Genomic DNA, 26,955 nt, shown 5'->3' with positions numbered 1-26,955 from the left:
TGAGATGGTCGCGTGGAACGGCGTTCCAGCCCGGTGAGGACTTTCGGTCGACTTATCCCATGCAAAGGATCCAGATACATTTTTGACATTGGTTGACATTTAGACACCAACATGACGAGGGCGTCCGATGCACATCCTGCTTGTCGCAAGCGCGTTCAACAGCCTGACGCAACGGGTGCTCGCCGAGCTTCTCGACCGCGGCCACACCGCGGGCGTGACGCTGGCCCTCGGCAACGACGATGCCTTGCGCGAGGCCGTGCGCCGGCACGATCCGCAACTGCTCGTGGCGCCGATGCTGACCACCGCGATCCCCGAGGACGTGTGGCGCGCGCGCACCTGCCTCATCGTGCATCCCGGCCCGCCGGGCGACCGCGGAGCATCGTCGCTCGACTGGGCGCTGCAGGCTGGCGCGCAGAGCTGGGGCGTCACCGTGCTCGAGGCCGTGGCCGGGATGGACGCGGGCGACGTCTGGGCGTGGTCGCCGCTGAAGGTGCCGCCGCTGGCCGGCAAGAGCGACCTCTACCGCGGCGAGGTGGCCGATGCCGCCGTCGATGCGGTGCTGCTCGCCGTGGAGCGCTTCGCCTCGGGCAAGTACAAGCCGCAACCGCAGGCGGCCACCGACCTGGCCGCGGGCTGGCGGCCTTTCATGAAGCAGGCGCAGCGGCGCATCGACTGGGCCGCCGACACCACCGAGGCGGTGCTGCGCCAGTTGCGCGCGGCCGACTCGCAGCCCGGCGTGCGCGACGAACTGCTGGGCATGCCGTGGTACCTGCACGGCGGCCACCCCGAGGACGAGCTGCGCGGCCCGCCCGGCGAGCTGATCGCCACCCGCGCCGGCGCCGTCTGCCGTGCCACCGTCGACGGCGCGGTGTGGATCCCGCAGCTGAGCCCCTGGCGCGAACCCGGCGCCGGCGCCGGCTCGCTGTGGCCCAGCTACAAGCTGCCGGCCGTGCAGGCACTGGGCGACCTGCTGCGCGCCAGCGTGCCCGAGGTGCCCGCGCCGCTGCAATTGCCCGACACGCGCCGCACCTGGACCGAGATGCGCTACAGCGAGCACGGCGCGGTCGGCACGCTGAACTTCTCGTTTCCCGGCGGCGCCATGAGCACCGTGCAATGCCGGCGGCTGCTGAAGGCCTACCGCTTCGCGCTGACCCGGCCGACCGCCGTGCTGGTGCTGGGCGGCCTGCGCGACTTCTTCTCCAACGGCATCCACCTCAACGTGATCGAGGCCGCCGACGATCCGGCGGAGGAGTCGTGGGCCAACATCCATGCGATGAACGACCTCGTCGAGGCCGTGCTCACCACCACCGACCGGCTCACCGTGGCGGCGCTGGGCGGCAACGCGGCGGCCGGCGGCGTGATGCTCGCGCTGGCGGCCGACGAGGTGTGGTGCCGCGACGGCGCCGTGCTCAACCCGCACTACGCGCTGATGGGGCTGCACGGCTCCGAATACTGGACCTTCACGCTGCCGCGCCGCGTGGGCGCGGCCGAGGCGCAGCGCCTCACGCAGGCGGCGCTGCCCGTGAGCGCGCGGCGCGCGGTGCAGCTCGGCATGGCGCAGCGGGTGCTGCAGGCGGCACCGCAGGAGTTCGGCGACGAAGTCGCGCGGCTGGCCGCGGAGCTGGCGGCCGCGCCGGACCTGGCCGAGCGCATCGCGCGCAAGCAGGCCGCGCGCGAACAGGACGAGGCGGTGAAGCCGCTGCAGCGTTACCGGGATGAAGAGCTGTCGCACATGCGCCGCAATTTCTTCGACGCGCGCGAGCCGCATGCGGGCCTGCGCTCGGCTTTCGTGCGGAAGGAAAAGGCGCAGCACACGCCGCCGCACCTCGCGCGCCTGGGCCTGGCGGACTGAAGGCGCCGGGCCGGCGCGCGCCTGCGGTTTATTGGCTGTCGGGAATCACCGCGTCGGCCGCCGCGCCCACCGCCTTGCCGGCGATGCGCGCGGTGCCGATGGCCGCGTCCGCCGCCAGCCCGACCGCGCCGGCGCCCACGCTCACCGCGGTGCTGGCCACGGTCACGACCGCGCAACCGCTCGAGAGCACCGACACGGCGGGCAGGCAAAGCAGCAGAAGGGCGCGGCGCAGAGCGGTCATGGCGTGTCCTTGCAGGTCAGCGAACGCGCATGCCCGGCGTGGCGCCCGGCGTGGGTTCGAGCACGTGGATGCCGGGGTGCGCCTTCTCGTCGCCATGGCTGGCGGCCAGCACCATGCCTTCGCTCACGCCGAACTTCATCTTGCGCGGCGCGAGGTTGGCGACCAGCACGGTGAGCTTGCCCACGAGCTGCTCGGGCTGGTAGGCGGAGGCGATGCCGCTGAACACGTTCCGGGTCTTGCCTTCACCCGCGTCGAGCGTCAGGCGCAGCAGCTTGGTCGAGCCCTCGACCTTCTCGCAGGCCACGATCTTTGCGATGCGCAGGTCGATCTTGGCGAAGTCGTCGATGGTGATGGTGGGCGCGATGGCTTCACCGCCCGGCAGCGCCTGGGCTTGCACGGCGGCAGCAGGCGCCGCGGCGGGCTCGGGCGCATCGAACAGCTTGTCGACCAGCTTGGCATCGGCGCGCTGCATCAGGTGCTTGTAGTCGCCGATCGCGTGGCCCACGGGCAGTGGCTGCGCCGCGTCGCCCCAGACCAGCGGGGCGATCTTCAGGAAGGCCTCGACGTTCACCGCCAGCGCCGGCAGCACCGGCTTCAGGTACAGCGTGAGCAGGCGGAAGGCCTCGATGCACACGGTGCACACGTCGTGCAGCCGCGCCTCGGCGCCTTCCTTCTTGGCCAGCTCCCAGGGCTTGTTCTGGTCGACGTACTCGTTCACCTTGTCGGCCAGCGCCATCACCTCGCGCAGCGCGCGGGCGTAGTCGCGGCCGTCGTACAGCGAGTGGATCTGCGGCGCGGCGTCGCGCAGCGCGAACAGCAGCGCGTTGCCGTCGGCCGACACCTCGCCCAGCTTGCCTTCGAAGCGCTTGCCGATGAAGCCCGCCGCGCGGCTGGCGATGTTGATGTACTTGCCCACGAGGTCGCTGTTGACGCGCGCAACGAAGTCCTCGGGGTTGAAGTCGATGTCCTCGTTGCGGCCGTTGAGCTTGGCGGCGATGTAGTAGCGCAGCCACTCGGGGTCGAGACCGATCGACAGGTACTTGAGCGGGTCGATGCCGGTGCCGCGGCTCTTGCTCATCTTCTCGCCGCTCACCGTGAGGTGGCCGTGCACGTACACGGCGTCGGGCGCCTTGCGGCCGCTGAAATGCAGCATGGCGGGCCAGAACAGCGTGTGGAAGGTGATGATGTCCTTTCCGATGAAGTGCACCTGCTCCAGGTCGGGGTCGGCCATGTACTCGGTGTACGAGATGCCGTCGCCGCCCAGCTCGATGCAGCGCTTGTCCAGCAGGTTCTTCAGCGACGCCAGGTAGCCCACGGGCGCGTCCAGCCACACGTAGAAGTACTTGCCCGGCGCATCGGGGATCTCGATGCCGAAGTAGGGCGCATCGCGGCTGATGTCCCAGTCGCCGAGGCCGCCCTTGCCCTCGTCGTCCTTGTAGAGCCATTCGCGGATCTTGTTCTGCACTTCGCTCTGAACGTGGCCGGGGGCGGCGGTCCATTCCTTCAGGTAGGCCTCGCAGCGCGGGTCCGACAGCTTGAAGAAGAAGTGGTCCGAGCTGCGCAGCTCGGGCTTGGCGCCCGACAGGGCCGAGTAGGGGTTGATCAGCTCGGTGGGCGCGTACACGGCGCCGCACACCTCGCAGTTGTCGCCGTACTGGTCCTTGGCGTGGCAGTTCGGGCATTCGCCCTTGATGAAGCGGTCGGCCAGGAACATGCCCTTTTCGGGGTCGTAGAACTGCTCCACGCTCTTCGTGCTGATGAGGCCGGCGGCGCGCAGGTCGCGGTAGATGTCCTGCGCCAGCTGGTGGTTCTCGGGCGCGTCGGTCGAGTGCCAGTTGTCGAACGAGATGAAGTAGCCGTCCAGGTAGGGCTTGCGGCCCGCGGCAATCTCGGCCACGAAGGCCTGCGGCGTCACGCCGGCCTTGTCGGCGGCGATGGTGATGGCCGCGCCGTGGGCGTCGTCGGCGCAGACGAAGTTGACCTCCGCACCATTCATTCGCTGGTTCCGCACCCAGATGTCGGCCTGGATGTACTCCATCATGTGGCCGATATGGAACTTGCCGTTGGCGTACGGCAGGGCGGTGGTAACGAAGAGCTTGCGCGGGGCGGACATCGGGGAGGGCGCTTTCGGGAGTGGTCTGACGGAACCGGGCATTTTAGGTGGCCCGTCAGGTGGCCAGGTTACGGCGTGGGTTTGATGGCAGCATCGCCCCCATGCCGCATGCCATCGACCTCCATGCCTACATTGCGGGAATCGCCTCGTCGCCGCTCGCACCGTGGGCCGCCTCGCTGCCCTGGGAGCTCCCGCCGCGCGCGCCCGAGATCGTGCGCGAACTGCTGGCCGCGCTGCCGGCCGACTACGCCATCGACGGCGAAGTGGCCGTGCACCGCAGCGCCCGCGTCGAGCCCGGCGCGGTGCTCAAGGGCCCGCTGATCCTCGGGCCCGGCTGTTTCGTGGCGGCCGGCGCCTACCTGCGCGGCGGCAACTGGGTGGACGCGCGCTGCAGCATCGGCCCCGGCGTGGAGCTGAAATCGTCCTTCGTGTTCGCGGGCACGGCGCTCGCGCACTTCAACTTCGTCGGCGACTCGGTGCTGGGCGCGGGCGTCAACATGGAGGCCGGCAGCATCGTCTGCAACCACCGCAACGAGCGCGCGGACAAGCAGATCTTCGTGCGCAGCGGGACAGGCGCGGGGGGCGGCGCATTGCAGCCGACCGGCTGCGAGAAATTCGGCGCGCTGATGGGCGACGGCGTGCGCATCGGTGCGAACGCGGTGATTGCGCCCGGCGCATTGCTGGCGCCGGGCCGCGTCGTGGGCCGTACGGCGCTGCTCGACCAGGAATTGCCCGGCCACGAATGAAGGGCCCTGAAAAGTGACCCACGCGAGCGCAGGGTGTCTTGTGCGCGACGTATGCTCCAGCCCCCGATACACAACGCGAGACGCCGCCGATGACCACTCCCATTCCCGCAACCCTGATCCCCGGTGATGGCATCGGCCCGGAAATCGTCGACGCCACGCTGGCCGCGCTCGACGCGCTGAAGGCGCCGTTCGAGTGGGACCGCCAGATCGCCGGCCTCGGCGGCGTGGTGGCCGCCGGCGACCCGCTGCCCGTGGCTACGCTGGACAGCATCCGCCGCACCCGCCTGGCCCTGAAAGGCCCGCTGGAAACGCCGTCGGGCGGCGGCTACCGCTCGTCGAACGTGCGGCTGCGCGAGGAGTTCCAGCTGTACGCCAACCTGCGCCCCGCGCGCACCATCGTTCCGGGCGGGCGCTTCGACAAGATCGACCTGGTGGTCGTGCGCGAGAACCTCGAGGGCCTGTACATCGGCCACGAGCACTACGTGCCGATCGACGGCGACCCGCATGCCGTGGCCATGGCCACAGGCATCAACACCCGCCAGGGCAGCCGCCGCCTGCTGGAGTACGCCTTCGAGACGGCCGTGGCCACGGGCCGCAAGAAGGTCACCATCGTGCACAAGGCCAACATCATGAAGGCGCTCACGGGCATCTTCCTGGAGACCGGCCTGGACCTGTACGAGAAGAAGTACAAGGGCAAGTTCGAGCTCGACACGGTCATCATCGACGCCTGCGCGATGAAGCTGGTGCTCAACCCCTGGCAGTTCGACATGCTGGTCACCACCAACCTGTTCGGCGACATCCTGTCCGACCTGGTGGCCGGGCTGGTCGGCGGCCTGGGCATGGCGCCGGGCGCCAACATCGGTGCCGACGCGGCGATCTTCGAGGCCGTGCACGGCTCCGCGCCCGACATCGCGGGCAAGGGCATCGCCAACCCCACCGCGCTGCTGCTGGCCGCCGCGCTCATGCTCGACCACGTCCGGCTGCCCGAGCTGGCCACGCGCCTGCGCACGGCCATCGACGAGACGCTGAACATCGACAAGGTGCGCACGGGCGACCTGGGCGGCACGGCCGGCACGGCGGCGTTCACGAAGGCGCTGGTCAGCCGCATCAACGGCGGCTGATCCGTCCGGGCGCACGGGCTGCGGGAGCCGCATGAAGAAGCGCCTGCTGCGTGTTCTGTTCCTGGGCGCCTGGCTGCTCGCGGCGCTGGCCGCACCGGCCGCACCGGCGTCGGCCGACCCGCGCTTCACCGTCGTGAAGATCGACCTGCGCACCGAACGGCTCGAGCTGTTCCTGCGCGACGACGCGGGCGAGCCCTTCAAGCGCTTCGACCGGCTCGACGCCTGGCTCAAGGAGCGCCACCGCCAGCTGAGCTTCGCGGTGAACGCCGGCATGTACCACGAGGACTTCTCGCCGGTGGGCCTGCTGGTGCGCGAGGGCCGCGAGGAAGCGCCGCTCAACCTGGCCGACGGCGCGGGCAATTTCTTTTTGAAGCCCAACGGCGTGTTCCTCGTGTCGGACGCCGGGGCGCGCGTGGTCGAGTCGTCGGAGTACCCGGCGCTGGCCGCGGGCGTGCGCCTGGCCACGCAGTCGGGCCCACTGCTGCTGCGCCACGGCGTGGTGCACCCGGCCTTCATTCCGCACTCCGCGTCGCGCAAGATCCGCAACGGCGTCTGCGTCGGCGTGGAGGGCCACACGGCGGTCTTCGTGCTGAGCGAGACGCCGGTGAACTTCCACGAGTTCGCGCTGTACTTTCGCGACGTGCTCCACTGCCGCGATGCGCTCTACCTCGACGGCACCGTGTCGGCCCTGCATTCGACGGCGCTGGGCCGCAGCGACTTCGTGCGCGAGCTGGGGCCTATGCTCGGCGTTGCGCCGCCCTGATCGCGGCGCCCGTTTCCCGCGTCTTCATCCTTGATCTGTTCCCGAATCGAGCCATGTCCACACCGTTGCCTGTCCTGTCCCTTGTCGAAACCCGCGTTCTCGGCGTGCTCGCCGAAAAGCAGCGCACCGTGCCCGACAGCTACCCGCTGACGCTCAATTCGCTGGTGTCGGGCTGCAACCAGAAGACCAGCCGCAACCCGGTGCTGGAGCTCACCGAGTCGCAGGTGCAGGCCACCATCGACAGCCTGAAGGGCTACAGCCTGGTCGCCGAGACCAGCGGCGGGCGCGCCTTTCGCTACGAGCACAACATCGACCGCGTGCTGCGCATCCCGTCGCAGTCGGTCATCCTGCTCACCGTGCTGATGCTGCGCGGCCCGCAGACGGCCGGCGAGCTGCGCATCGCCTGCGACCGCATGCACAACTTCGCCGACATCTCGTCGGTCGAGGGTTTCCTCAACGAACTCGCCGAGCGCCAGGCCGGTGCGCTGGTGGTGAAGCTGGCCCGGTTGCCCGGCGCGCGCGAAAGCCGCTGGGCGCACCTGTTGAGCGGCGCGCCGGCGGAAGAGGTCGCGGGGCCGGGCAGCAACTCGTCGGATGCGTCCTATGCGGCGCACGACGTGTCGCTGGGCGAAGTCGCGGCGCTGAAGGCCAACGTGGCGCGTCTCGAGGCCGAGGTGGCGTCGTTGAAGGCGCTGCTGGGCCGGGTCTGCGCGGAGCTGGGGATTTCGCAGGAGGGCTGACGGTCAGGATTCGCCCGGGATTTGCCAGCTGAAGGCAAGCCGGGTTATCTTGCGCGGCATATGACGCACACCTGCCCGCGCTGCAAACGACCCGGCATCGGCAACTTCGCCAAGCGCTGGTCCAGCCGCGCCGGGCCGGCCGAGTGCACGGTCTGCGGCGGGCTGTCGCATGTGCTGGCGAGTACCGGCGGCGGCATCTGGGCGGCTGGCGTCGTGATCCTCGTGGTGTCGCTGATCGGCGCGCTGGGGCTGCATTCGGCGCTGTTGTTCGCGAGCGGCGTGGTGCTCGCGGTGGCGCTGAACATCCGGGCCTGGAAGCGCGCGAAGATGTACCCCATCTCGGCGGAGTCCGCCTCCAGCGCCGGCAAGGTGCACTGGGCCATCGTGGGCGTCTACGCTTTTCTCGCGCTTTTCCAGTAGCCGCAGCAGTGGCAGCAGTGCCCGCGCGCTGGCATCTGCTCACACCATTTCACACTGTCTTCACGCTGACCGCACATGGCGTCCCTAACGTCGGCCTCCATTGCGAACACCCTTGGAGCCCTGCATGGACAACGGACACACCGCCGCGTGGCGAGACCACGCGCCCTTCGACGACATCACCCGGCGCGCACTCGCCTGCCTTGCCGTGCTGGCCGGCATGGCGAGCCTGTACGCCTTCTTCTGGTGGGCCGCGTCGGCCACCGGCTTCTTCCTGTTCGACGGCTATCGCCACACCTGGCAAGGCCTGGGCACGGCGATCGCGTTTCGCGACATGGACACCGTCTACTACCTGTCGAGCTGGGTCGTCTCGGTGTTCGGCGGGCTGTTCGGCTGGGCGGCGCTCATCGCGTTCGCGGCCACCCACCGCCGCGGCTGGGACGCGGTGGCGCCCTGGATCAAGGCCGGCTGCGCCGTCGGCGTGGTGGCGGGGCTGGCCTTCGAGCCCGGCCGGCTGCTGGCGTTGGCGCCGGTCGTCTGCGCGGTGGTGCTGCTGCTGCGCTCGATGCTGATGCCGTCCGCCGCGGCGCACGGCGCGGCGTTCAGCCCCCGGACACCGGCACGTCCAGGCTGAGCTTCACCGGGTCCATGGTGACCAGCGTGCGAAAGCGCTTCACGTTGTTGCTCTGGAAGAAAAGCTGCCGCGTGAGCGCCGTGTACTGCGCCATGTCGCGCACCACGAAGACGAGGATGAAGTCCCACTCGCCGGTCACGTAGTAGCACTGCTGCACTTGCGGGCAGTCCTTGAAGCTGCGCTTCATCGCGTCGAGCAGCTCGATCTGCTCGCTCTCGGTTTCGACCTCGGCCACGATGGTGAGCGGGTGGCCCAGCGCGGCCGGCGACAGCACCGCGCCGTAGCGCTGGATCACGCCCTCGTCGCGCATGCGCTTGAGCCGCCGGTTCACGGCCGCCGTCGACAGGTGCACGCGCTCGCCGAGTTCGCTTTGCGGCACGCGGCTGTCGGCCTGGATCAGCTCCAGCAGGCGAAGGTCGAGGGCATCGAGAGGGGTCATGAAGGGCGGAGGTGAGGGGCGGAGGTGAGGGGTGTCACGCAAAAACGTTGCGCCGAAGGGCACGATTTTGCGCACCTGTCCCGCGCCGTTGTCAATAGCATCTCGCCATGAATTCCCCAGACGCATCCCTGCGCGACACGCTCACCGGCTGGCGCCGCCAGTTGCACGCCATGCCCGAGACCGGCTTCGAGGAAGCGAAGACCTCGGCCTTCGTCGTGCGCGTGCTCAAGGCGCTCGGCCTCGAGGTGCACACCGGCATCGGCGGCACCGGCCTCGTGGCCAACCTCAAGGTGGGCGAGGGCAAGGGCGTGATCGGCCTGCGCGCCGAGATGGACGCGCTGAACATCACCGAGCTGCCCGCCGACCGCCCCTACGCTTCGGCCACGCCCGGCAAGATGCACGCCTGCGGGCACGACGGCCACATGTCGATCGTGCTCGGCGCGGCGCAGTTGCTGCGCGAGCGGCAGGACTTCGACGGCACCGTGCGCTTCATCTTCCAGCCGGCCGAGGAGCACGGCCGCGGCGCCAAGGCAATGATGGACGACGGCCTGTTCGCGCGCTTTCCGGTCGACGAGCTGTACGGCCTGCACAACATGCCCGGCATGCGCGCCGGCACCATCGCCACGCGCGCGGGCGGCATCATGGCCAGCGAGGACAACTTCGTCATCCACATCAAGGGCCGCGGCACGCATGCCGCGCGGCCGCACATGGGCATCGACCCCATCGTCATCGGCGCGCAGGTGGTGCTGGCGCTGCAGACCATCGTCTCGCGCACGCTCGACCCGGGCGCGCAGGCGGTGGTGTCGTGCACAGAGTTCATCACCGACGGCATCCGCAACGCCATTCCGTCGAACGTGGTGATCAAGGGCGACACGCGCAGCTACGACCCCGAGGTGCAGCGCATGCTGGCCGCGCGCATGCGCGAGATCAGCGAGGGCCTCTGCCGCATGCACGGCGCCGAATGCGACTTCAGCTACACGCACGAGTTCGCGCCCACGGTGAACTGGGCGCAATGCGTGCCCACCGCGGTGGCCGCCGCCACGGCCGTGGTGGGCGCGGGCAACGTCGACGCCAACGTGGCGCCGATGATGATTTCCGAAGACTTCGGCGCGTTCCTGAAAGCCGTGCCCGGCGCCTTCGTGTTTCTCGGCAACGGCGCCGAGGGCGAGCCCGGCGGCACGCCGCTGCACAACGGCAGCTACGACTTCAACGACGCGGTGCTCGACACGGGCGCGCGTTATTTCGCGGAAATCGTCCGCCTGCGCCTGCCGCGCTGAACCCTCCTTCCATGCAAGTACCGAACCCCATGCCCGTCACCAACAAGAACGCCGTGCGCGCGGCCTATCCGCGCGAGCTGCAGGACATCCTGTGCATTGCCGAGGCACGGCGCACGCGCGACTGGCTCTCGGCCTGGCCGATGCTCGCGAAGGCGCCCACGCCGCTGTGGTCGCTGCCGGACACCGCACAGGCGCTCGGCGTGGCCGGCGTGTGCGTGAAGGACGAGTCGAAGCGTTCGACGCTCGGCAGCTTCAAGGCGCTGGGCGCACCGGCCGCGCTGGTGCGGCTGGTGATGCGTGCGCACCCCGCGTGGGACCCGAAGGCCGTGCTGCTCGGCGCTTGCGCCGACGCGTTGCGCGGGCTGGTCGTCATCAGCGCCACCGACGGCAACCACGGGCGCGCGCTGGCCGCGGCCGCCCAGGGCGCGGGCGTGCGCTGCGTGATCGTGCTGCACAAGCACGTGAGCCCCGAGCGCGAGAGCGCCATCGCCGCCTTCGGCGCGGACATCGTGCGCATCGAGGGCAACTACGACGCGTCGGTCGCGCACGCCGCGGCGCTGGCGCAGGCCCACGGCTGGCAGGTGGTGTCGGACACCTCGTACGCCGGCTACGAAGACATCCCGCGCGACGTCATGCAGGGCTACGGGGCGCTGGTCGACGAGATCGTGGAACAAGCGGCCGAACAGGCTGGCCCACCGTTCACGCACGTCGTCCTGCAGGGGGGTGTCGGCGGCCTGGCCGCGGGCGTGGCCAGCTATTTCTGGGAACTGTCGGGCGAGCAGCGCCCCACGTTCATCGTGGTCGAACCGCGCCAGGCCGATTGCCTCATGCAGAGCGCGCTCTACGGCCGGCCCGCGAACGCCACGGGCACCGTCGATTCGGTGATGGCCGGCTTGGCCTGCGGCGAGACCTCGCCCCTGGCCTGGCGCTTCCTGCAACCGTCGATCGACCTGTTCATGACCATCGAGGACGGCGACGCCATCGACGCCATGCGCCGGCTGGCCCGGGGCTCGGCGCGCGACGTGCCGGTCGAGAGCGGTGAATCCGGCGCCGCCGGCCTGGCCGCGCTGCGCGTGCTGGCACTGTCGGACGCGGCGCGTGCGCAGGCGGGCCTCGACGCCCGTTCCCGCGTGCTGCTGATCAGCACCGAGGGCGCGACGGCCCCGTCGGTGTACCGCGAGCTGGCCGGCGTGGACGCCGACGACGTGCGGCGCCGGCAGGGCGAGTGGGGCATGACTTATGGCACTGTCGCGTCCCCGGTGCGCCGATAGCATGGGCGGGTGACCTCCCGCCGCTTCCTCCCTCCGCAGTGCCCCGGCTCGCGCCGTGCCGGGCCATGACGCCGGCCGCGGGCGAAACGACCGCCCACGCCCACACCCGCACCCACGACCACGCCGACGACCGCGCACTCGGCCAGCGCGTGCTGCGCGAGCACGTGGCCTCGGTGTATGCCTCGCGGCGGGTGTCGATCGCCGCGCACATGGCTTTCGCGGTGGCGCTCGGTGCCATGTTCTACCTGCAGCACGGTGCGGCATGGGCGCTGTTCTGGATGGTGCTGATCGTCGCGGTCGACCTGTATGTGCTGTTCTCGCCGGGCTGGCACCCGGGCATTCCCGCCGCCGGGAGCGCGCACTGGGCGCGCCGCTACACGTGGCAGGTGACGCTGGTCAGCGCAGCGACCGCACCCGCGCCGCTGTTCGTCGTGTCGAGCCAGCACCCTGCCATCACCACGCTGCTGGTGGTGGTCATCATGAGCAGCTGGACCCGCGCCATGCAGGCGCTCTGGCCGCTGAAGCCCGCGCTGTTCGGCTACGGCCTGCCGATGATGCTCGGGCTCATCGTGGCGCTGGCCTGGCAGGGCGATGCGCTGCACCTGTTCCTGGCGGCCTTCGGCGCGGCGCACCTGGGCCTCACGCTGCGCACGGGCATCCAGCAGAACCGCATCCTCACCGACGCGCTGATGCTGCGCTTCGAGAACGAGGCGCTGGCCGCGCGCCTGGGCCACCAGATCGCCGCCACCGAGAGCGCCAGCGCCGAGAAGACCCGCTTCCTGGGCACCGCCAGCCACGACCTGCGCCAGCCGCTGCATGCCATTGCGCTGTTCGGCGCCGCGCTGCGCAACGAGCTGCGCGACCGCCCCGAGGGTCAGAACGCCGAGCGCCTGATGCGCGCCGTCGATGCGCTGGGCATGTCGCTGGACACCATGCTCGACGTGTCCCGGCTCGACGCCGGCGTGGTCATGCCCGTGGTGCACCCGGTGCAGCTCGACGCGTTGTTCCTGCGGCTGAACTTCACCTTCGGCCCGCTCGCCGAGCAGAAGGCATTGCAGCTGCGCGTGCGCGCCAGCCGGCTGTGGGTGCGCAGCGACCCCGAGCTGCTGCACCGCATGCTGTCGAACCTGGTCGACAACGCGCTCAAGTACACCGCGCGCGGCGGCGTGACGGTGATGGCGCGCGAACGCGCAGACGCCGTGTGGATCGAGGTGCGCGACACCGGCATGGGCATCGCGCCCGAGCAGTCGGGCCGCATCTTCGAGGAGTTCTACCAGGTGGGCAACCCGGGGCGCGACCGCTCGCGGGGGCTGGGCATCGGCCTGTCGATCGTGCAGCGGCTGTCGCGGCTGCTCGCGCACCCGGTGCGGCTGCAGTCGCGCTTCGGGCGCGGCACGCATTTCCGGGTGGTGGTGCCGGGGGCGGCGCCGCAGCTGGGCGCGGCTGCCAGCGCACTGGCCGAGGCCGCAGCGCAGCCGCCGCCCGCCGGCGTGCTCGCGGGCCTGCCGCGGCGCGTGCTGCTGATCGACGACGAGGCCGACATCCGCGCCGCCATGACCGGCCTGCTTCGCTTTCATGCGATCGACGTGCGCACCGTGGCCGACGAGGCCGGCGCCGTGGACGAACTGGCGCGCGCCGAGGCCGAGCAGCAGCCCTTCGACATGCTGCTGTGCGACTACCGGCTGGCCGACGGCGCCGACGGGCTCGATGCCGGGCTGCGCCTGCAGCAGCGGCTGGACGGGCGCGTGCCGCTGCTGCTGGTGACCGGCGAGACCGCGCCGCACCGGCTGCAGCGCGTGCGCGAGTCCGGCGTGCCGGTGCTGTTCAAGCCGGTGGTGGCCGAGACGCTGCTGCGAACGATGTCGACGCTGGTGTCGGCGCAGGGCGCCGCGCGCTGAAAGCGAAGCTGAAGGTGCAGGCCGAAGCGAGGGCCGGTCAGGCCGCGTTCCAGCCGAAGAAACGCAGCACCTCGCCGTGCTGCTTCATCGCGTCGGCGCGGCCCAGCGCCATCAGCTCGCGCGTGTAGGCCGCCTCGAACAGCAGGTAGCTGGCCAGCGCGCCGCCCTTCACGTCGGCCGCCACCTTGGAGCCGCCCAGCAGGTGGCGCACCGCGCCGGGCAGGGCGTCGACATGGCGCGCCGCGATCACGTCCAGCCGTTCCGAGGGCGAGATCACCAGCAGGTCGAGCGGGCGCAGCGAGCTGGAGGCGCGCACCTCTTCGGGAATCAGCCCCAGCGTGTGGTTGATGCGTCGCAGGCGCTCGATGTCCACCGCCAGCGCGTCCAGGAAGATGCTCGAGAGCGCATGGCCCGCGATCTGCGCCATGGTCGGGTAGCCGCTGTGGGTGTTGGGCGCGTCGGTGTCGCGCGGCTCGTGCATGCGGCCCGCGCCGATCACCAGGATGCGCTGCGCGCCCAGGTGGATGGCCGCCGCGATGGGGGCCGACTGCCGCATCGAGCCGTCGCCGAAGTACTCGGTATGGCCCTGCATCGGCAGCGCCGTGGCCGGGAACACGAAGGGAATGGCCGAGGAGGCCATCAGGTGCTGGTGCGTGATGCGGTCGCGCACCGACAGCCGCTGCGAGCGCACCCACGGCTCCATCGGCACGGCCGCCTCGAAGAAGGTCACGTGCTCGCCCGAGCTGTAGCTCGACGCCGTCACGGCCAGCGCCTGCACGTGGCCCTGCTGCATGAGCTGCGGCAGGCGCTCCAGCGGCACCATGCGCTGCAGCAGCTCGGCCAGCGGCGTGTTGTCGAGCAGCGACTTCGGCTTGATGCGCATCCAGTTGGCCGCGAAGCGCCCCAGGCCCAGCAGCATGCGCCAGCGCGCGCCGCTGCCGATGACCGAGAGCGAATCGGCGCGGTACACCTGCTCGGCGCGAAACCGGCCCCACACCTCGGCGATGTGCGCCACCACGTGGTCGAAGTTGTCGCTGCCGCAGGCCAGAGCGGCCGCGTTGATGGCGCCGGCCGAGGTGCCGGTGATCACGTGAAAGGGGTTGCCGGTGCCGGTGACCGCGGGGCCGGCGGCGCGCCGGATTTCGGCAATGGCTTCCAGCACGCCGACCTGGTAGGCGGCCCGGGCGCCGCCTCCGGTGAGCAGGAGGCCGGTGACGGGGCTTGTCTCTGTCATTCTTTTGTTCGTTGTCAGGCTTGTCGGGCTATTGAGGGGGCCGCGCGGTGCGGCCCCGGAGAGCCCCTTAGACTACCGGCCATTCAGGAGTTTGATCAATGGCACTCACCCCAGAAGGGCTCATGGACGCGCTCAAGGCCGTCGCAGACCCTAACACCGGCAAGGAATTCGTGGCGAGCCGGTCGCTCAAGAACCTGCAGATCTCGGAAAGCGACGTCTCGTTCGACCTCGAACTGGGCTACCCCGCCAGGAGCCAGCACGCGGCCATCCGCAAGTCGCTGGTGGCGGCCGCCAAGGCGGTGCCGGGCGTGGAGAACGTGTCGGTCAACATCGTCACCAAGGTCATCAGCCACGCGGTGCAGCGCGGCGTGCAGCTGATGCCCAACGTGAAGAACATCATCGCGGTGGCCTCGGGCAAGGGCGGCGTGGGCAAGAGCACCACGGCGGCCAACCTGGCGCTGGCGCTGGCCTCCGAGGGCGCCACCGTGGGCCTGCTGGACGCCGACATCTACGGCCCGAGCCAGCCCATGATGATGGGCATCGAAGGCCGCCCCGACAGCGCCGACGGCAAGACCATGGAGCCCATGGAGCGCCACGGCGTGCAGGTCATGTCGATCGGCTTCCTGGTCGACGCCGACCAGGCCATGATCTGGCGCGGCCCCATGGCCACGCAGGCGCTGGAGCAGCTGCTGCGCCAGACCAACTGGAAAGACCTGGACTACCTGATCGTCGACATGCCCCCGGGCACCGGCGACATCCAGCTCACGCTGAGCCAGCGCGTGCCGATGACGGGCGCGGTGATCGTCACCACGCCGCAGGACATCGCGCTGCTCGACGCCAAGAAGGGCATCAAGATGTTCGAGAAGGTCGGCGTGCCGATCCTGGGCATCGTGGAGAACATGGCGGTGCACATCTGCTCGAACTGCGGCCATGCCGAACACATCTTCGGCGCGGACGGCGGCAAGAAGATGGCCGCCGAGTACCAGATGGAATACCTGGGCGCGCTGCCGCTGGACATCAAGATCCGCCTGCAGGCCGACAGCGGCGCGCCCACCGTGGTGTCCGACCCCGAAGGCGACGTGGCCGGCATCTACAAGGCCGTGGCGCGCCGCGTGGCCGTGGGCATCGCCGAGAAGGCGAAGGACTTCTCGGCCAAGTTCCCGACGATCTCGATCAGCAAGAACACCTAGAGAGCAAGCGGAGAATGAACCTGCTCGCCTCGATGCGCTACCTGGTGGCGCTGAACGAGCACAAGCATTTCGGCCGCGCGGCGCAGGCCTGCCACATCACGCAGCCTGCGCTGTCCAACGCGCTGCGTGCGCTGGAGAGCGAGTTCGGCGTGGTCATCGTCAAGCGTGCCCGCGTCTACGTCGGCCTCACGCACGAAGGCGAGCGCGTGCTGGCCACCGCGCAACGCATGCTGCGCGACAACGAGGTGCTGCTGCAGGAGCTGCGCAGCGAGGCGGGCGACCCGCACGGGCGCCTGCGCATGGCGGCCGTGCCCACGGCCGTTCCCATGCTCTCGCGCTTCGCGGCCCTGCTGCAGCAGCGGCATCCGGGCATCGTGCCGGCCGTGCTGTCGATGAGTTCGCAAGACCTCGAGATGGGGCTGGAGAGCCTCTCGATCGACCTGGCGCTGGGCTACACCGAACGCATGCACCTGCCGGGCATCAAGCTCACGGCGTGGCCGCAGAGCATCGAGCATTACTTTCTGCTGCGCCGCGCGAAGAAGCCGTCGGCCGACCAGTTGCGCATCGGCAAGCCCATGACCTGGGCCGAGGCCGGCCGGTTGCCGCTGTGCCTGCTCACGCCCGACATGCACAACCGCGCCATCGTCGACCAGGCGCTGCGCGAGGCCGGCGTGCCGGCGGCGCCGGCCATCGAGACCAACTCGGTGCTGGCGCTGGCGCTGGCGGTGAGCGTGGGCACGGTCAGCAGCGTGCTGCCCGGCGGCATGGTGGCCGCCGTGCGCAGCCACCGCGAACTGGAGGCGCTGCCGCTGGTGGCGCCCGAGGTGCGCACCCCCATCGGCTTCATGACGCAGGACGGCGTGCGTGCCTCGCGCGCGCTCGAGGCCGCGCTGGCCTTCATGGACACGCCCGAGTGGCAGGCGCAGGTGCAGCAGCACAGCGGCACGCTCGGAGCGTGAAGCAACGCCCCGAAAAAGGGGCTCCATTTACTTATTGAATCGGGCCATGCGCTGTTCGAATTTGACGGCGCATGAAGCGCTCACTCACACTCCGCGGCCCGGATTCAGCAAAAAGTTACACATCCGGTAATCAAGGAGATTTATGGCAGGCTCATCTGCAGGCGTTCTCGAGGGAGATCGCATCAACGGAGGCGGGGTGCAGCAGCAACCCGGTTTCCTGGACAAGGAACGCATCATCGCGGGCCCCGGCTTCAACCGCTGGCTGGTGCCCCCGGCCGCGCTGGCCATCCACCTTTGCATCGGCATGGCCTATGGCTTCTCGGTGTTCTGGCTGCCGCTGTCGAAGGCGCTCGGCACGGCCGGCACCGGCGCACAGGCCTGCGCCAAGGACATGAGCTTCTTCGCCGAGCTCTTCGCCACCACCTGCGACTGGCGCGTGGCCACGCTCGGCTGGATGTACACGCTGTTCTTCGTGTTCCTCGGCTGCTCGGCGGCCCTGTGGGGCGGCTGGCTCGAGCGCGCCGGCCCGCGCAAGGCCGGCGTGGTGTCGGCGCTGTGCTGGTGCGGCGGCATGCTGCTGTCGGCGCTGGGCATTCACCTGCACCAGTTCTGGCTGATGATCCTCGGCTCGGGCGTGATCGGCGGCATCGGCCTGGGGCTGGGCTACATCTCGCCGGTGAGCACGCTGATCAAGTGGTTCCCCGACCGCCGCGGCATGGCCACCGGCATGGCCATCATGGGCTTCGGCGGCGGCGCGATGATCGGCTCGCCGCTGGCCGTGGACCTCATGAAGCGCTTCAGCACGGCCACCGACGTGGGCGTGATGCAGACCTTCGTGATCATGGCGCTCGGCTACTTCGTCTTCATGATGGCCGGCGCGCTGGGCTACCGCGTGCCGCCCTCGGGCTGGAAGCCCGAAGGCTGGACGCCGCCCCCGGCGCAGACCACCAACACCATGATCACGCAGCGCCACGTGCACGTGAAGAAGGTCTGGGGCATTCCCCAGTTCTGGCTCGTGTGGCTGGTGCTGTGCATGAACGTGAGCGCCGGCATCGGCGTGATCGGCATGGCCTCGCCGATGCTGCAGGAAGTGTTCGGCGGCGCGCTGATCGACCTGCCGGCCAGGTACGGCCAGCTCGACAAGGCGCAGCTCGCGGCCATCGCGGTGGTGGCGGGCGGCTTCACGGCGCTGCTGTCGCTGTTCAACATCGGTGGTCGCTTCGTGTGGGCCAGCATGTCGGACAAGCTGGGCCGCAAGCTCACCTACACGGTGTTCTTCGTGCTCGGCGCCATCCTGTACGCGAGCATTCCCTCGTCGGCCGGCGCGGGCAGCAAGCTGCTGTTCGTGGGCGCCTGCTGCGTCATCGTGTCGATGTACGGCGGCGGCTTTGCCACGGTGCCGGCCTACCTGGCCGACCTGTTCGGCACGCAGTTCGTGGGCGCCATCCATGGCCGCCTGCTCACCGCGTGGGCCACGGCCGGCATCCTGGGCCCGGTGGTGGTGAACTACATGCGCGAGTACCAGCTGGGCCTGGGCCTGCCGCGCGAGCAGGTCTACAACCAGACCATGTACATCCTGGTGGGCATGCTGGTGATCGGCTTCATCGCCAACCTGCTGGTGCGCCCGGTGGCCGACAAGCACTTCATGACCGACGCCGAACTGGCCGTCGAGAAGAAGCTGGCGCACGAGAAGGCCTCGGCGGCCGAAGTGGGCAGCGGCTCGGGCCGCGCCGACGCGGTGAGCCCGCTGGTGGTGGCGCTGGCCTGGGTGGCCGTGGGCATTCCGCTGGCCTGGGGCGTCTACAAGACGCTGGTGAGCGCGGCGAAGTTCTTCAACTGATCCGCCAGCCGATCCCTTGAGGGATCACCGGCCCGAAGGCTGCGCCGCGAAGACTTCGATCGCGGCCAGCCGGGCCACCGAGCGGCCCGGCTTCACGTCGCCGGCCATCACCAGCCGCGCCATGCCGTTGCGACCCAGCGGCATGCCGTTCAGGCTGTAGGCAACCAGCGCCACGCGGTTGCCGGATTCGGGTGCGATCTCCGCCAGCGAGACCACCGCGCGGTAGCTGTCGCTGCCGACCACCACCGCATACATCGACAGCACCGGGTTGCGCGCCGCGGTGTCGGGCTTCAGGCCGACCGACGCGTCGTTCAGCAAGCTCCACAGGCTCACGCCCGTGTAGCTGTTGCCGCCGGCCGTCTGCGTGACGGCGGGCATGGCCTGCAGCGCGGCGAGGTCGAAGGTGGCGCGCCTGCCGACGGCGCCCGAGACGGTGAAGGAGGGCGAGACGGCTTCGTTCGCGGCGGGCGCACCGTGCGCGGCATGCGGCGCCATCGGGGCCACCGGCGTCATCGGGGCGGCGGACGGCGCGGCTGGGGCAGGCGGACTTGAAGCGCAACCCGCAAGCAGCGCCAACACGATGCCGGTCACGGCCAGGAACAGGGTGCGGTCTTTCACTGGAACTCCTCGTTTCCCCGAAGCGGGTGCGTCGTATTCATTCTTGCATAGCGACCCGGCCTGCCGCGGGCGGACAATGGCGGCCCGCATTGGTTTACGCTTCGCGCCAACATGAAATCCAAAGTCCAGTTTCGCCTGCGCATCTATAGGGACGAGACCATCGCCATCGGCCCCGGCAAGATCGCCGTGCTCGAAGCCGTGGCCGAGACCGGCTCGATTTCCGCGGCCGCCCGGCTGCTCGGCATGTCGTACCGGCGCGCCTGGATGCTGATCGACGAGATGAACCAGACGCTGGCCTCGCCCGCCGTGAACACCGCCGCCGGCGGTTCGCGCGGCGGCGGCACGGCGCTCACGCCGGTGGGCGAAGAGATCGTCAAGCATTACCGCGCCATCGAAAACGCCGCGCGGCTGGCCGCCGCGGCCGACATCCGCGCGCTCACGCGCCTGCTCGCGCCATGAGCTCTGAAGCCCCCCAAGCCGCCGAACCCGCCGGTGCCGCCGACGTGGTGAGCCGCCCGGTCGGCATCGTACGCAGCCGCTTCACGGAGGCCACCGGCATGCCGATCCAGACGGCCGGCGCGCCGGAAGAAAAAGGCCGCCTCGAGGTGTTCGCCGAGTTCGCGCCGGGCCTGCGCGACATCGAGGGCTTCGACTACCTGATCCTCGTCACCCACCTGCACCAGTGCGCGCACGAGCGGCTGGAGGTGGTACCCTTTCTCGACAACACCTCGCACGGCGTGTTCGCCACGCGCGCACCGGCGCGGCCGAACCGGCTGGGCCTGTCGATCGTGCGGCTGGAATCGGTGGAAGGCACCACGCTGCACTTCAGCGGCAACGACATGATGGACGGCACGCCCGTGCTCGACATCAAGCCCTACGTGCCGAAGTTCGACGTGCGCGAGACCGAGCGCGTCGGCTGGTTCGGCGCCAGGCTCGATCAGCTGCCGCGCACCCGCTCCGACGGCCGGATGGGCTGAGCGGGCAGGGTAGGCAGGGCGCCGGCCTGCGGCTCCTGCCATCCCTGCCAGCACGACCACACGCTCTGCGACAGCACCTCGCGCGCCTGTGGCGGCGCCTCCTTCACGCTGCCGATGCTGATGAAGCCCACCAGGTACTCGCCCAGCAGCACGCCCACCTGCCGCGCCAGCGTCTCGTCGAAGCAGCGTTCGCCGCTCAGCACGATGGCGCCGTAGCCCAGCTGGTGCGCGGCGCTCAGCAGGTTGCCCAGCGCGGCCCCCGCGCTCAGCCACTGTTCGCGCGCCGGGATCTTGCTGCGCTCGCGCGGCGACACCACGAAGCCCAGCAGCAGGGGCGCGCGCATGGCGTGTTCGCGTGCGCGCTTCAGGTCGGCGGGGCCGGCCAGAGGATCGCGCCGCAGCTTCTCCTGCTCGAAGCACCAGGCCAGCGCCTCGCGGTTCTGCGGCCTGAACTCGATCACGCGCCACGGATGCAGGCCGCCGTGGTCGGGCGCGCGCAGGCCGGCCTGGAGGATGGCGTCGAGTTCGTCGGGGTTGGGGCCGGGCTGCTGCAGGCGCCGCGGCGACACGGAGCGCCGCGTCAGCAGGACTTCGAGGATGCGCTGCGCACCCGTCATGTGCCGCCACATGCGCGTCACTGCTCCCGCTGGTCGACCCACGCCGCCTGCCGGCGCAGCACTTCGCCGATGTCGTCGGCGTCGGCCTGCGCCACGAAGAAGGACTGGCTCGCGCCGTCGGGCGCGGTGATCGACAGCACGAAACCCGCGGCGTCCATCGACCGCTCGATGCGCCATTCCTGCACTGGCGTCGCGTGGCGAAGCTCCGGCCTGCCGGAGATCGAACGGACAACGGTGTCGTGGGCGGATGCGCGCATGGGGGGAATGTCTCCTACGCTGTATCCCGCAGTATATGGAGACTCCTCCATCTGCGCACCCCCGTGAGAACCTTGAGCCTCATCATGTAACAATCCCGCCGTATTCTCATGAACACGACGAACTCGCTCATCGCCTCCACCGACTGGTTTCCGCTGGTGCTGTCGCTCAAGGTCGCGGCCGTGGCGACCTTGCTGGCACTGGTGGTCGGCGTGGCGCTGGGCTGGGTGTTCGCGCGCAAGCGCTTCTTCGGGCGCACCGTGCTCGAGGCCATATTCATGCTGCCGCTGGTGCTGCCGCCGACCGTGATCGGCTACGCCATCCTGGTGGCGGCCGGGCGCCGCAGCCCGCTGGGCGCGTGGCTGCGCGAGCACCTCGACTACACCATCATCTTCAGCTGGCACGGCGCCGTGGTGGCCTCGGCCGTGGTGGCGCTGCCGCTGGTGCTCAAGTCGGCCAGCGCGGCGTTCTCGGGCGTCGACCGCTCGCTCGAGGCCGCGGCCAGCACGCTGCGGCAGTCGCCTTTTTCCGTGTTCCTGCGCGTCACGCTGCCGCTGGCCTGGCCCGGCATCCTGGCCGGCACGCTGCTGGCCTTCGCGCGCGCCATGGGCGAGTTCGGCGCGTCGCTGATGGTGGCGGGCTCCATTCCCAAGCAGACCCAGACGCTGTCGATGGCCATCTACGACGCGGTGCAGGCCGGCCACGACGACCTCGCGCTGCTGCTGGTCGTGGTCACCTCGCTGCTGTCGGTCACCGTGCTGGTGCTGTCGAACCGCTTCTTTTCCCTTCGCTGATTCCGTTTCAACAAACAAGCAATCTGGAGTTCTCCATGCGCCCGTTCCGCCTCCTGTCGTTGGTTCTTGCTCTCGCCCTGCCGCTGGCCGCCGGCGCGCAGCAGATCACCGTGTCCGCCGCCGCCAGCCTGACCGATGCGTTCAAGGAAATCGGTCCCAGGTTCGAGGCCGCCAAGTCGGGCGCCACGGTGCGCTTCAACTTCGCCGCCTCGGGCGTGCTGCTGCAGCAGATCGGCCAGGGCGCGCCCGTGGACGTGTTCGCCAGCGCCGACCAGGACACCATGAACCGCGGCGTCGAGCAGAAGCTGATCGACACCGCCACCCGCAAGGACTTCGTCACCAACAGCCTGGTGCTCGTCGAGCCCGCCAAGGACGCGGTGGGCCTGAAGACGCTGCAGGACCTGGGCGGTGCCAACGTCAAGAAGATCGCCGTGGGCAAGGTCGCGACCGTGCCGGTCGGGCGCTACACCAAGCAGGTGCTGGACGGCGCCAACCTCTGGACCACGCTCGAGCCCAAGTTCGTGCAGGCCGACAGCGTGCGCCAGGTGCTCGACTACGTGAGCCGCGGCGAGGTCGAGGCCGGCTTCGTCTACCGCACCGACGCGGCCGTGGCCGGCGACAAGGTGAAGATCGCCTTCACGCCCACCGGCCACACGCCCGTGACGTACCCGATCGCCGTGGTGGCCGACAGCAAGCAGAAGGCGCTGGCCGGCGAGTTCGTCAGCTTCCTCGCGACCCCCGCCGCGCAGGAAGTGCTCACGCGCTACGGTTTCGGCAAACCATGATCGACGTCGATCTGAAGCTCTCGGTGAAGGACGGGGCTCGCCGCTTCGACCTGGCCGTGCGCTTTCGGACCGACGTGCCTTTCGCCGCGCTCTACGGTCCGTCGGGCGCGGGCAAGTCGCTCACGCTGCAGGCCATTGCGGGGCTGCTGCATCCGGCGTCGGGCCATGTGCGGCTCGACGGCCGCACGCTGTACGACTCGGCGCGGCGCATCGACGTGCCCGCGCCGGCACGGCGCGTGGGCTACCTGTTCCAGGACTACGCGCTGTTCCCGCACCTGAGCGTGCGCGAGAACGTGGCCTTCGGGCTGACCGCGTGGCATCGCCGCAAGCCGCCCGCGAAGGACGCCGAGCGCGTGCAGGCGCTGCTCGAGAGCTTCGGGCTCGCGGCGCTGGCCGACAGCCGCCCGCAGAACCTGTCGGGCGGCCAGCAGCAGCGCGTGGCGCTGGCCCGTGCGCTGGCCTGCGAGCCGCAGGTGCTGCTGCTCGACGAGCCCTTCGCCGCGCTCAACCCGATGCTGCGCACCGAACTGCGCAACGAGCTTGCCCAGGTGCGCAAGCAGTGGGGCATTCCGGTGCTGATGATCACGCACGACATCGAGGACGTGCTCGCGCTGGCCGACGTGGCTTTCGTCTACCGCGACGGCCAGGTGGTGCGCGAGATCGACCTGCACGACGCGCAGAGCCGCGACTTCGCGCTGCGCGACGTCGCCGGCGTGCAGGAGGTCGAAGACACGCCGCTGCGCAGCAAGTTGCGCGGGCTGCTGATGCAGGACGCGCGCGGCTGACCACTGGCCGCTGACCGCCGGCTTTGGGTTGTTTGCATCGCACAAGCGATGCACTTTGGCGATGAAAAGCGCCACCATTCCTTCCGTTCGCGTGGAGCCCGAGTTCCGGGACGAAGTCGAGCGCGTGCTCGGCGAGGGTGAATCCCTGTCCCAGTTCGTCGAGGCCGCGGTGCGCGCCTGTGTCCTGCAGCGCAAGAGCCAGGCCGAATTCGTTGCGCGCGGCATGGCTTCACTGGCCGGCGCCCGCCGCAGCGGCGACCATGCCGATGCAGGCGAGGTGATGCATCGCCTCGGAAAGCAAACTCGAATCGGCAAGGAAGCGCCAGAACGCGGCGCGCCGGTGAGCTGCGCGGTTCGGTTCGCGCGCCAGGCGGCCGAAGACATCGAGCGGCTGTACGACTTCGTGCGCGAGCGGGAACTGGCGAGAGACGGCGACCCGGCGTTGGCCGAGCGCGCCCTCGAGGCGATCGGAAACGGCATGGCCGCGTTGCGCTTTTCACCGTTCACTTGCCGCAAGGCGGGCGACAACCCGCGCCGTGATCTCCCGCAGCACCTTGCACGGCACCCCTGCCGCGGGCACATTCGCCGGCACGTCTTCGGCCACCACGCTGATCGGCCCCGGGGCGGGCCCCGCAAAAGCCCCTTCATTTCCGTTTTGAATCACCGCATGTGCCGATCCAATTTGACTGCGGCATCCGGGGGGCGAACACTCCCGGCATGAGCGAGCAGAAGATCGAGTTTTACAAGGGCCCCGCCGGCGGCTGGGGCGCGTTGCGCAGCGTCACGAATGCGCTGCTGCGCCAGGACATTCCCATCAAGGGCGCGAAGACGCTGCTCTCGGCCAACCAGCCCGACGGCTTCGATTGCCCCGGCTGCGCCTGGCCCGACCGCAACCATGCCTCGACCTTCGAGTTCTGCGAGAACGGCGTGAAGGCCGTGGCCGCCGAGGCCACCGCGCGCCGCGCCGGCCCGGAGCTGTTTGCGAAACACACCGTGGCCGAGCTGGCCCAGCAAAGCGACTTCTGGCTCGAAGACCAGGGCCGCCTCACGCACCCCATGGCCTACGACGCGGCCAGCGACCGGTACGTGCCCATCGAATGGGACGCCGCCTTCGAGCGCATCGCGCTGCACCTGAACGCGTTGCCCGACCCGAACCAGGCGATCTTCTACACCTCGGGCCGCGCCAGCAACGAGGCTGCGTTCCTGTACCAGCTGTTCGTGCGCGAGTACGGCACCAACAACTTTCCCGACTGCTCGAACATGTGCCACGAGCCCAGCGGCAGCGGCATGCGCCCGCAGATCGGCGTGGGCAAGGGCACGGTCACGCTGGAAGACTTCGAGAAGGCCGACGCCATCTTCATCTTCGGCCAGAACCCCGGCACCAACCACCCGCGCATGCTCGGCGAGCTGCGCATGGCCTCCAAGCGCGGCGCGCGCATCGTGAGCTTCAACCCGCTGCGCGAGCGCGGGCTGGAGCGTTTCGCCGATCCGCAGGACAAGCTCGAGATGGCCACCATGGGCTCCACGCCCATCAGCACGCACTACTTCCAGCTGCGCGTGGGCGGCGACTTCTCCGCGGTCAAGGGGATGATGAAGCACGTCATCGAGCGCGAAGACGCGGCCGTGGCGCGCGGCGAGCCTTCGGTGCTCGACCACGAATTCATCGCCGAGCACACCACCGGTTTCGAGGCGCTGGCCGACGACCTGCGCGCCGAGTCGTGGGACATCCTGGTGCAGGAGTCGGGCCTGAGCGAGGCGCAGATCCGCGCCGCCGCCGACGTGTACCTGGGCGCCAAGCGGGTCATCGCCTGCTGGGGCATGGGCATCACGCAGCACCAGCACTCGGTGGCCACCATCCAGATGATCGGCAACTGGCTCATGCTGTGCGGCCACATGGGCCGCGAAGGCGCGGGCGCCTGCCCGGTGCGCGGCCACAGCAACGTGCAGGGCGACCGCACCATGGGCATCTGGGAGAAGCCGCCCGCGGCGCTGCTCGACCGGCTGCAGAAGGTGTTCGATTTCGAGCCGCCGCGCCAGAACGGCGTGGACACGGTCGAGGCCATCCGGCTGATGCTCGACGGCAAGGGCAAGGTGTTCTTCGCGCTCGGCGGCAACTTCGCGGCCGCCACGCCCGACACCTACCAGACCTGGAAGGGCCTGCAGAAGTGCGACCTCACGGTGCACGTGACCACCAAGCTCAACCGCAGCCACGTGATCCACGGGCGCGAGGCCATCATCCTTCCGTGCCTGGGCCGCACCGAGATCGACATGCAGGCCCACGGCGCGCAGGGCGTGACGGTGGAAGACTCCATGAGCATGGTGCACATCTCGATGGGCATCAACCCGCCCGCCTCGGAGCACCTCTTGTCGGAGCCCGCCATCGTGGCGCGCCTGGCGGCCGCCACCATCGGCGCGCGCAGCAAGACGCCGTGGCTGTGGCTCATCGAGGACTACGCGCGCATCCGCGACAAGATCGAAGCCGTGTTCGACGACTTCAAGGACTTCAACACCCGCGTGGCGCACCCCGGCGGTTTTCGCCTGCGCAACACCGCGAGCGAGCGCGTGTGGAACACCCCCTCCAAGAAGGCCGTGTTCTTCACGCACGCCGTGCCGCTGGACACCCACGCGCACCGCGCCCGCGCGCGCTTCGCGAAGCAGACCGACACGGTGGTCTTCACGCTGCTCACCACGCGTTCGCACGACCAGTACAACACCACCATCTACGGCATGGACGACCGCTACCGCGGCGTGTTCGGCCAGCGCCGCGTGGTCTTCATCCACAAGGACGACATCCGCCACCTGGGGCTGAAGGACGGCGACTGGGTCGACATCCAGACCGTGTGGAGCGACGGCCAGGAGCGCCGCGCCGACCGTTTCAAGCTGGTGGCGTACGACATTCCGCGCGGCAACCTCGCGGCGTACTACCCCGAGACCAACCCGCTGGTGCCGCTGTCGTCGGTGGCCGAGAACGCGGGCACGCCGACCTCCAAGTCCATTCCCGTGGTGCTGTCGTTGCACGTGGCGCCCGCACCCGCGCCGGCCGAGGCTGATACCGTGGCGGCATGACCGCCGCCACTTCTTCTTCCTCTTCTTCTTTCGGCGCCGACTCCTTCTGCGTGGCCATCCTGCGCGCGCTCGCCGAAGCACCGGGCGAGGGCGGCATGTCGCTGCCGCGCCTGGGCAAGCGGCTGGGGCAGGGCGCGAGCGTGGTCATGCGCCATCTCACGCTGATGGGCGATGCCGCCATCGGCGGCGTGCGCGGGCCCGGCTGGGTGCGCGTGGTGCAGCTGGACGACCGCTGGGTGGCGCACCTCACCGACGCGGGCCGCGCCTGCGTCGACGCCCTGCCGGCTGACGAAGACGCCGGCTGAGCGGACAATGGCCGCGGC

The 26,955-nt window shown here is 69.9% G+C and carries 28 protein-coding genes; 21 read left to right on the top strand and 7 right to left on the bottom strand.

Annotation, left to right across the window (positions count from 1 at the left end):
* Window positions 1-127 precede the first annotated feature (127 nt).
* Window positions 128-1,852, top strand: coding sequence for a hydrogenase maturation protein (locus BM004_RS10260; RefSeq protein WP_093212951.1), 1,725 nt, complete (start codon window positions 128-130; stop codon window positions 1,850-1,852).
* Between the two features lie 28 nt (window positions 1,853-1,880).
* Here the strand turns inward: BM004_RS10260 and BM004_RS10255 are convergent, their stop codons facing one another.
* Both BM004_RS10255 and metG read right to left on the bottom strand, forming a co-directional pair.
* A complete protein-coding gene (locus tag BM004_RS10255) occupies window positions 1,881-2,093 on the bottom strand; it encodes a hypothetical protein (protein WP_093212949.1) in 213 nt (70 codons plus the stop codon).
* A 16-nt stretch (window positions 2,094-2,109) separates the two neighbouring features.
* Window positions 2,110-4,206, bottom strand: coding sequence for a methionine--tRNA ligase (gene metG / locus BM004_RS10250; protein ID WP_093212947.1), 2,097 nt, complete (start codon window positions 4,204-4,206; stop codon window positions 2,110-2,112).
* A gap of 101 nt (window positions 4,207-4,307) precedes the next feature.
* Here metG and BM004_RS10245 point away from each other — a divergent pair, with 101 nt between their 5' ends.
* From BM004_RS10245 to BM004_RS10220, 6 genes are all read left to right on the top strand, one after another.
* Window positions 4,308-4,952 (top strand): LbetaH domain-containing protein, encoded by a 645-nt coding sequence (locus tag BM004_RS10245; RefSeq protein ID WP_093133271.1) that lies wholly within the window; start codon window positions 4,308-4,310, stop codon window positions 4,950-4,952.
* Window positions 4,953-5,041: 89 nt separating this feature from the next.
* Window positions 5,042-6,073, top strand: a complete 1,032-nt coding sequence (locus BM004_RS10240; RefSeq protein WP_093133273.1) for an isocitrate/isopropylmalate dehydrogenase family protein — start codon at window positions 5,042-5,044, stop codon at window positions 6,071-6,073.
* A 31-nt stretch (window positions 6,074-6,104) separates the two neighbouring features.
* Window positions 6,105-6,836 carry a phosphodiester glycosidase family protein gene (locus tag BM004_RS10235; protein WP_093212944.1) on the top strand — a complete coding sequence of 244 codons (732 nt, stop codon included), beginning with the start codon at window positions 6,105-6,107 and terminating at the stop codon, window positions 6,834-6,836.
* 53 nt (window positions 6,837-6,889) lie between these two features.
* On the top strand, window positions 6,890-7,576 hold the full coding sequence (locus tag BM004_RS10230) for a YceH family protein (protein WP_093212942.1): 687 nt from the start codon (window positions 6,890-6,892) through the stop codon (window positions 7,574-7,576).
* A 60-nt stretch (window positions 7,577-7,636) separates the two neighbouring features.
* A complete protein-coding gene (locus BM004_RS10225) occupies window positions 7,637-7,996 on the top strand; it encodes a hypothetical protein (RefSeq protein ID WP_093133278.1) in 360 nt (119 codons plus the stop codon).
* Between the two features lie 124 nt (window positions 7,997-8,120).
* Entirely contained in the window at window positions 8,121-8,627 is a 507-nt protein-coding gene (locus tag BM004_RS10220) for a hypothetical protein (protein WP_093212940.1), read from the top strand.
* Here the strand turns inward: BM004_RS10220 and BM004_RS10215 are convergent.
* A complete protein-coding gene (locus tag BM004_RS10215) occupies window positions 8,596-9,066 on the bottom strand; it encodes an Lrp/AsnC family transcriptional regulator (RefSeq protein WP_093133282.1) in 471 nt (156 codons plus the stop codon). The genes BM004_RS10220 and BM004_RS10215 overlap by 32 nt on opposite strands.
* A gap of 107 nt (window positions 9,067-9,173) precedes the next feature.
* Between BM004_RS10215 and BM004_RS10210 the strand changes: the two genes are divergently transcribed.
* The 3 genes from BM004_RS10210 to BM004_RS10200 all read left to right on the top strand — a co-directional run bounded on the left by BM004_RS10210 (window position 9,174) and on the right by BM004_RS10200 (window position 13,512).
* Complete coding sequence (locus BM004_RS10210; RefSeq protein WP_093212938.1) at window positions 9,174-10,343, top strand: M20 aminoacylase family protein; 1,170 nt, start codon at window positions 9,174-9,176, stop codon at window positions 10,341-10,343.
* Window positions 10,344-10,372: 29 nt separating this feature from the next.
* Window positions 10,373-11,614: a diaminopropionate ammonia-lyase gene (locus tag BM004_RS10205; RefSeq protein ID WP_093212936.1), complete on the top strand. Its 1,242-nt coding sequence runs from the start codon at window positions 10,373-10,375 to the stop codon at window positions 11,612-11,614.
* A gap of 65 nt (window positions 11,615-11,679) precedes the next feature.
* Complete coding sequence (locus tag BM004_RS10200; protein WP_093212934.1) at window positions 11,680-13,512, top strand: ATP-binding response regulator; 1,833 nt, start codon at window positions 11,680-11,682, stop codon at window positions 13,510-13,512.
* Between the two features lie 37 nt (window positions 13,513-13,549).
* Here BM004_RS10200 and BM004_RS10195 read toward each other — a convergent pair whose 3' ends face one another.
* On the bottom strand, window positions 13,550-14,746 hold the full coding sequence (locus BM004_RS10195; RefSeq protein ID WP_093212932.1) for a patatin-like phospholipase family protein: 1,197 nt from the start codon (window positions 14,744-14,746) through the stop codon (window positions 13,550-13,552).
* 98 nt (window positions 14,747-14,844) lie between these two features.
* Here BM004_RS10195 and apbC point away from each other — a divergent pair, with 98 nt between their 5' ends.
* The 3 genes from apbC (at window position 14,845) to BM004_RS10180 (ending at window position 18,735) form a co-directional block, all read left to right on the top strand.
* Complete coding sequence (gene apbC, locus BM004_RS10190; protein ID WP_093212930.1) at window positions 14,845-15,936, top strand: iron-sulfur cluster carrier protein ApbC; 1,092 nt, start codon at window positions 14,845-14,847, stop codon at window positions 15,934-15,936.
* Window positions 15,937-15,950: 14 nt separating this feature from the next.
* On the top strand, window positions 15,951-16,895 hold the full coding sequence (locus tag BM004_RS10185) for a LysR substrate-binding domain-containing protein (protein WP_093133294.1): 945 nt from the start codon (window positions 15,951-15,953) through the stop codon (window positions 16,893-16,895).
* Window positions 16,896-17,037: 142 nt separating this feature from the next.
* Entirely contained in the window at window positions 17,038-18,735 is a 1,698-nt protein-coding gene (locus BM004_RS10180) for an OFA family MFS transporter (protein WP_093212929.1), read from the top strand.
* A 24-nt stretch (window positions 18,736-18,759) separates the two neighbouring features.
* Here the strand turns inward: BM004_RS10180 and BM004_RS10175 are convergent, their stop codons facing one another.
* Window positions 18,760-19,353, bottom strand: coding sequence for a molybdopterin-binding protein (locus BM004_RS10175; protein ID WP_143072424.1), 594 nt, complete (start codon window positions 19,351-19,353; stop codon window positions 18,760-18,762).
* A gap of 111 nt (window positions 19,354-19,464) precedes the next feature.
* Between BM004_RS10175 and BM004_RS10170 the strand changes: the two genes are divergently transcribed.
* Window positions 19,465-19,812: a winged helix-turn-helix domain-containing protein gene (locus tag BM004_RS10170; protein WP_093133300.1), complete on the top strand. Its 348-nt coding sequence runs from the start codon at window positions 19,465-19,467 to the stop codon at window positions 19,810-19,812.
* Window positions 19,809-20,330: a tRNA (N6-threonylcarbamoyladenosine(37)-N6)-methyltransferase TrmO gene (gene tsaA, locus BM004_RS10165; protein WP_093212925.1), complete on the top strand. Its 522-nt coding sequence runs from the start codon at window positions 19,809-19,811 to the stop codon at window positions 20,328-20,330. Before BM004_RS10170 ends, tsaA begins: the two co-directional genes overlap by 4 nt.
* Here the strand turns inward: tsaA and BM004_RS10160 are convergent.
* Together BM004_RS10160 and BM004_RS10155 are read right to left on the bottom strand one after the other, a co-directional pair.
* Entirely contained in the window at window positions 20,291-20,959 is a 669-nt protein-coding gene (locus tag BM004_RS10160) for a nitroreductase family protein (protein WP_093213095.1), read from the bottom strand. The two genes, tsaA and BM004_RS10160, sit on opposite strands and share 40 nt — an antisense overlap.
* Before the next feature lie 5 nt (window positions 20,960-20,964).
* Entirely contained in the window at window positions 20,965-21,204 is a 240-nt protein-coding gene (locus BM004_RS10155; RefSeq protein ID WP_093133305.1) for a hypothetical protein, read from the bottom strand.
* A 108-nt stretch (window positions 21,205-21,312) separates the two neighbouring features.
* Here BM004_RS10155 and modB point away from each other — a divergent pair, with 108 nt between their 5' ends.
* The 6 genes from modB to BM004_RS10125 all read left to right on the top strand — a co-directional run bounded on the left by modB (window position 21,313) and on the right by BM004_RS10125 (window position 26,937).
* On the top strand, window positions 21,313-21,996 hold the full coding sequence (gene modB, locus BM004_RS10150) for a molybdate ABC transporter permease subunit (RefSeq protein WP_093133308.1): 684 nt from the start codon (window positions 21,313-21,315) through the stop codon (window positions 21,994-21,996).
* 35 nt (window positions 21,997-22,031) lie between these two features.
* Window positions 22,032-22,781 (top strand): molybdate ABC transporter substrate-binding protein, encoded by a 750-nt coding sequence (gene modA, locus BM004_RS10145; protein ID WP_093133310.1) that lies wholly within the window; start codon window positions 22,032-22,034, stop codon window positions 22,779-22,781.
* Window positions 22,778-23,566, top strand: coding sequence for an ABC transporter ATP-binding protein (locus tag BM004_RS10140; protein ID WP_093212922.1), 789 nt, complete (start codon window positions 22,778-22,780; stop codon window positions 23,564-23,566). The genes modA and BM004_RS10140 overlap by 4 nt, the downstream gene beginning before the upstream one ends.
* Before the next feature lie 61 nt (window positions 23,567-23,627).
* Window positions 23,628-24,287, top strand: coding sequence for a YlcI/YnfO family protein (locus BM004_RS41935; protein WP_256219848.1), 660 nt, complete (start codon window positions 23,628-23,630; stop codon window positions 24,285-24,287).
* On the top strand, window positions 24,284-26,632 hold the full coding sequence (locus BM004_RS10130; RefSeq protein ID WP_093212920.1) for an FdhF/YdeP family oxidoreductase: 2,349 nt from the start codon (window positions 24,284-24,286) through the stop codon (window positions 26,630-26,632). Before BM004_RS41935 ends, BM004_RS10130 begins: the two co-directional genes overlap by 4 nt.
* The gene (locus BM004_RS10125; protein WP_093212918.1) at window positions 26,629-26,937 is read left to right on the top strand and encodes a hypothetical protein; all 309 of its coding nucleotides are present in this window, start codon (window positions 26,629-26,631) and stop codon (window positions 26,935-26,937) included. Before BM004_RS10130 ends, BM004_RS10125 begins: the two co-directional genes overlap by 4 nt.
* Window positions 26,938-26,955: the final 18 nt, after the last annotated feature.

Source organism: Variovorax sp. OK212 (assembly GCF_900112425.1).
Taxonomy (GTDB): domain Bacteria; phylum Pseudomonadota; class Gammaproteobacteria; order Burkholderiales; family Burkholderiaceae_C; genus Variovorax.
The sequence above is the reverse complement of the archived record's forward strand: the minus strand, read 5'-3'. Positions and strand labels throughout refer to the sequence as shown.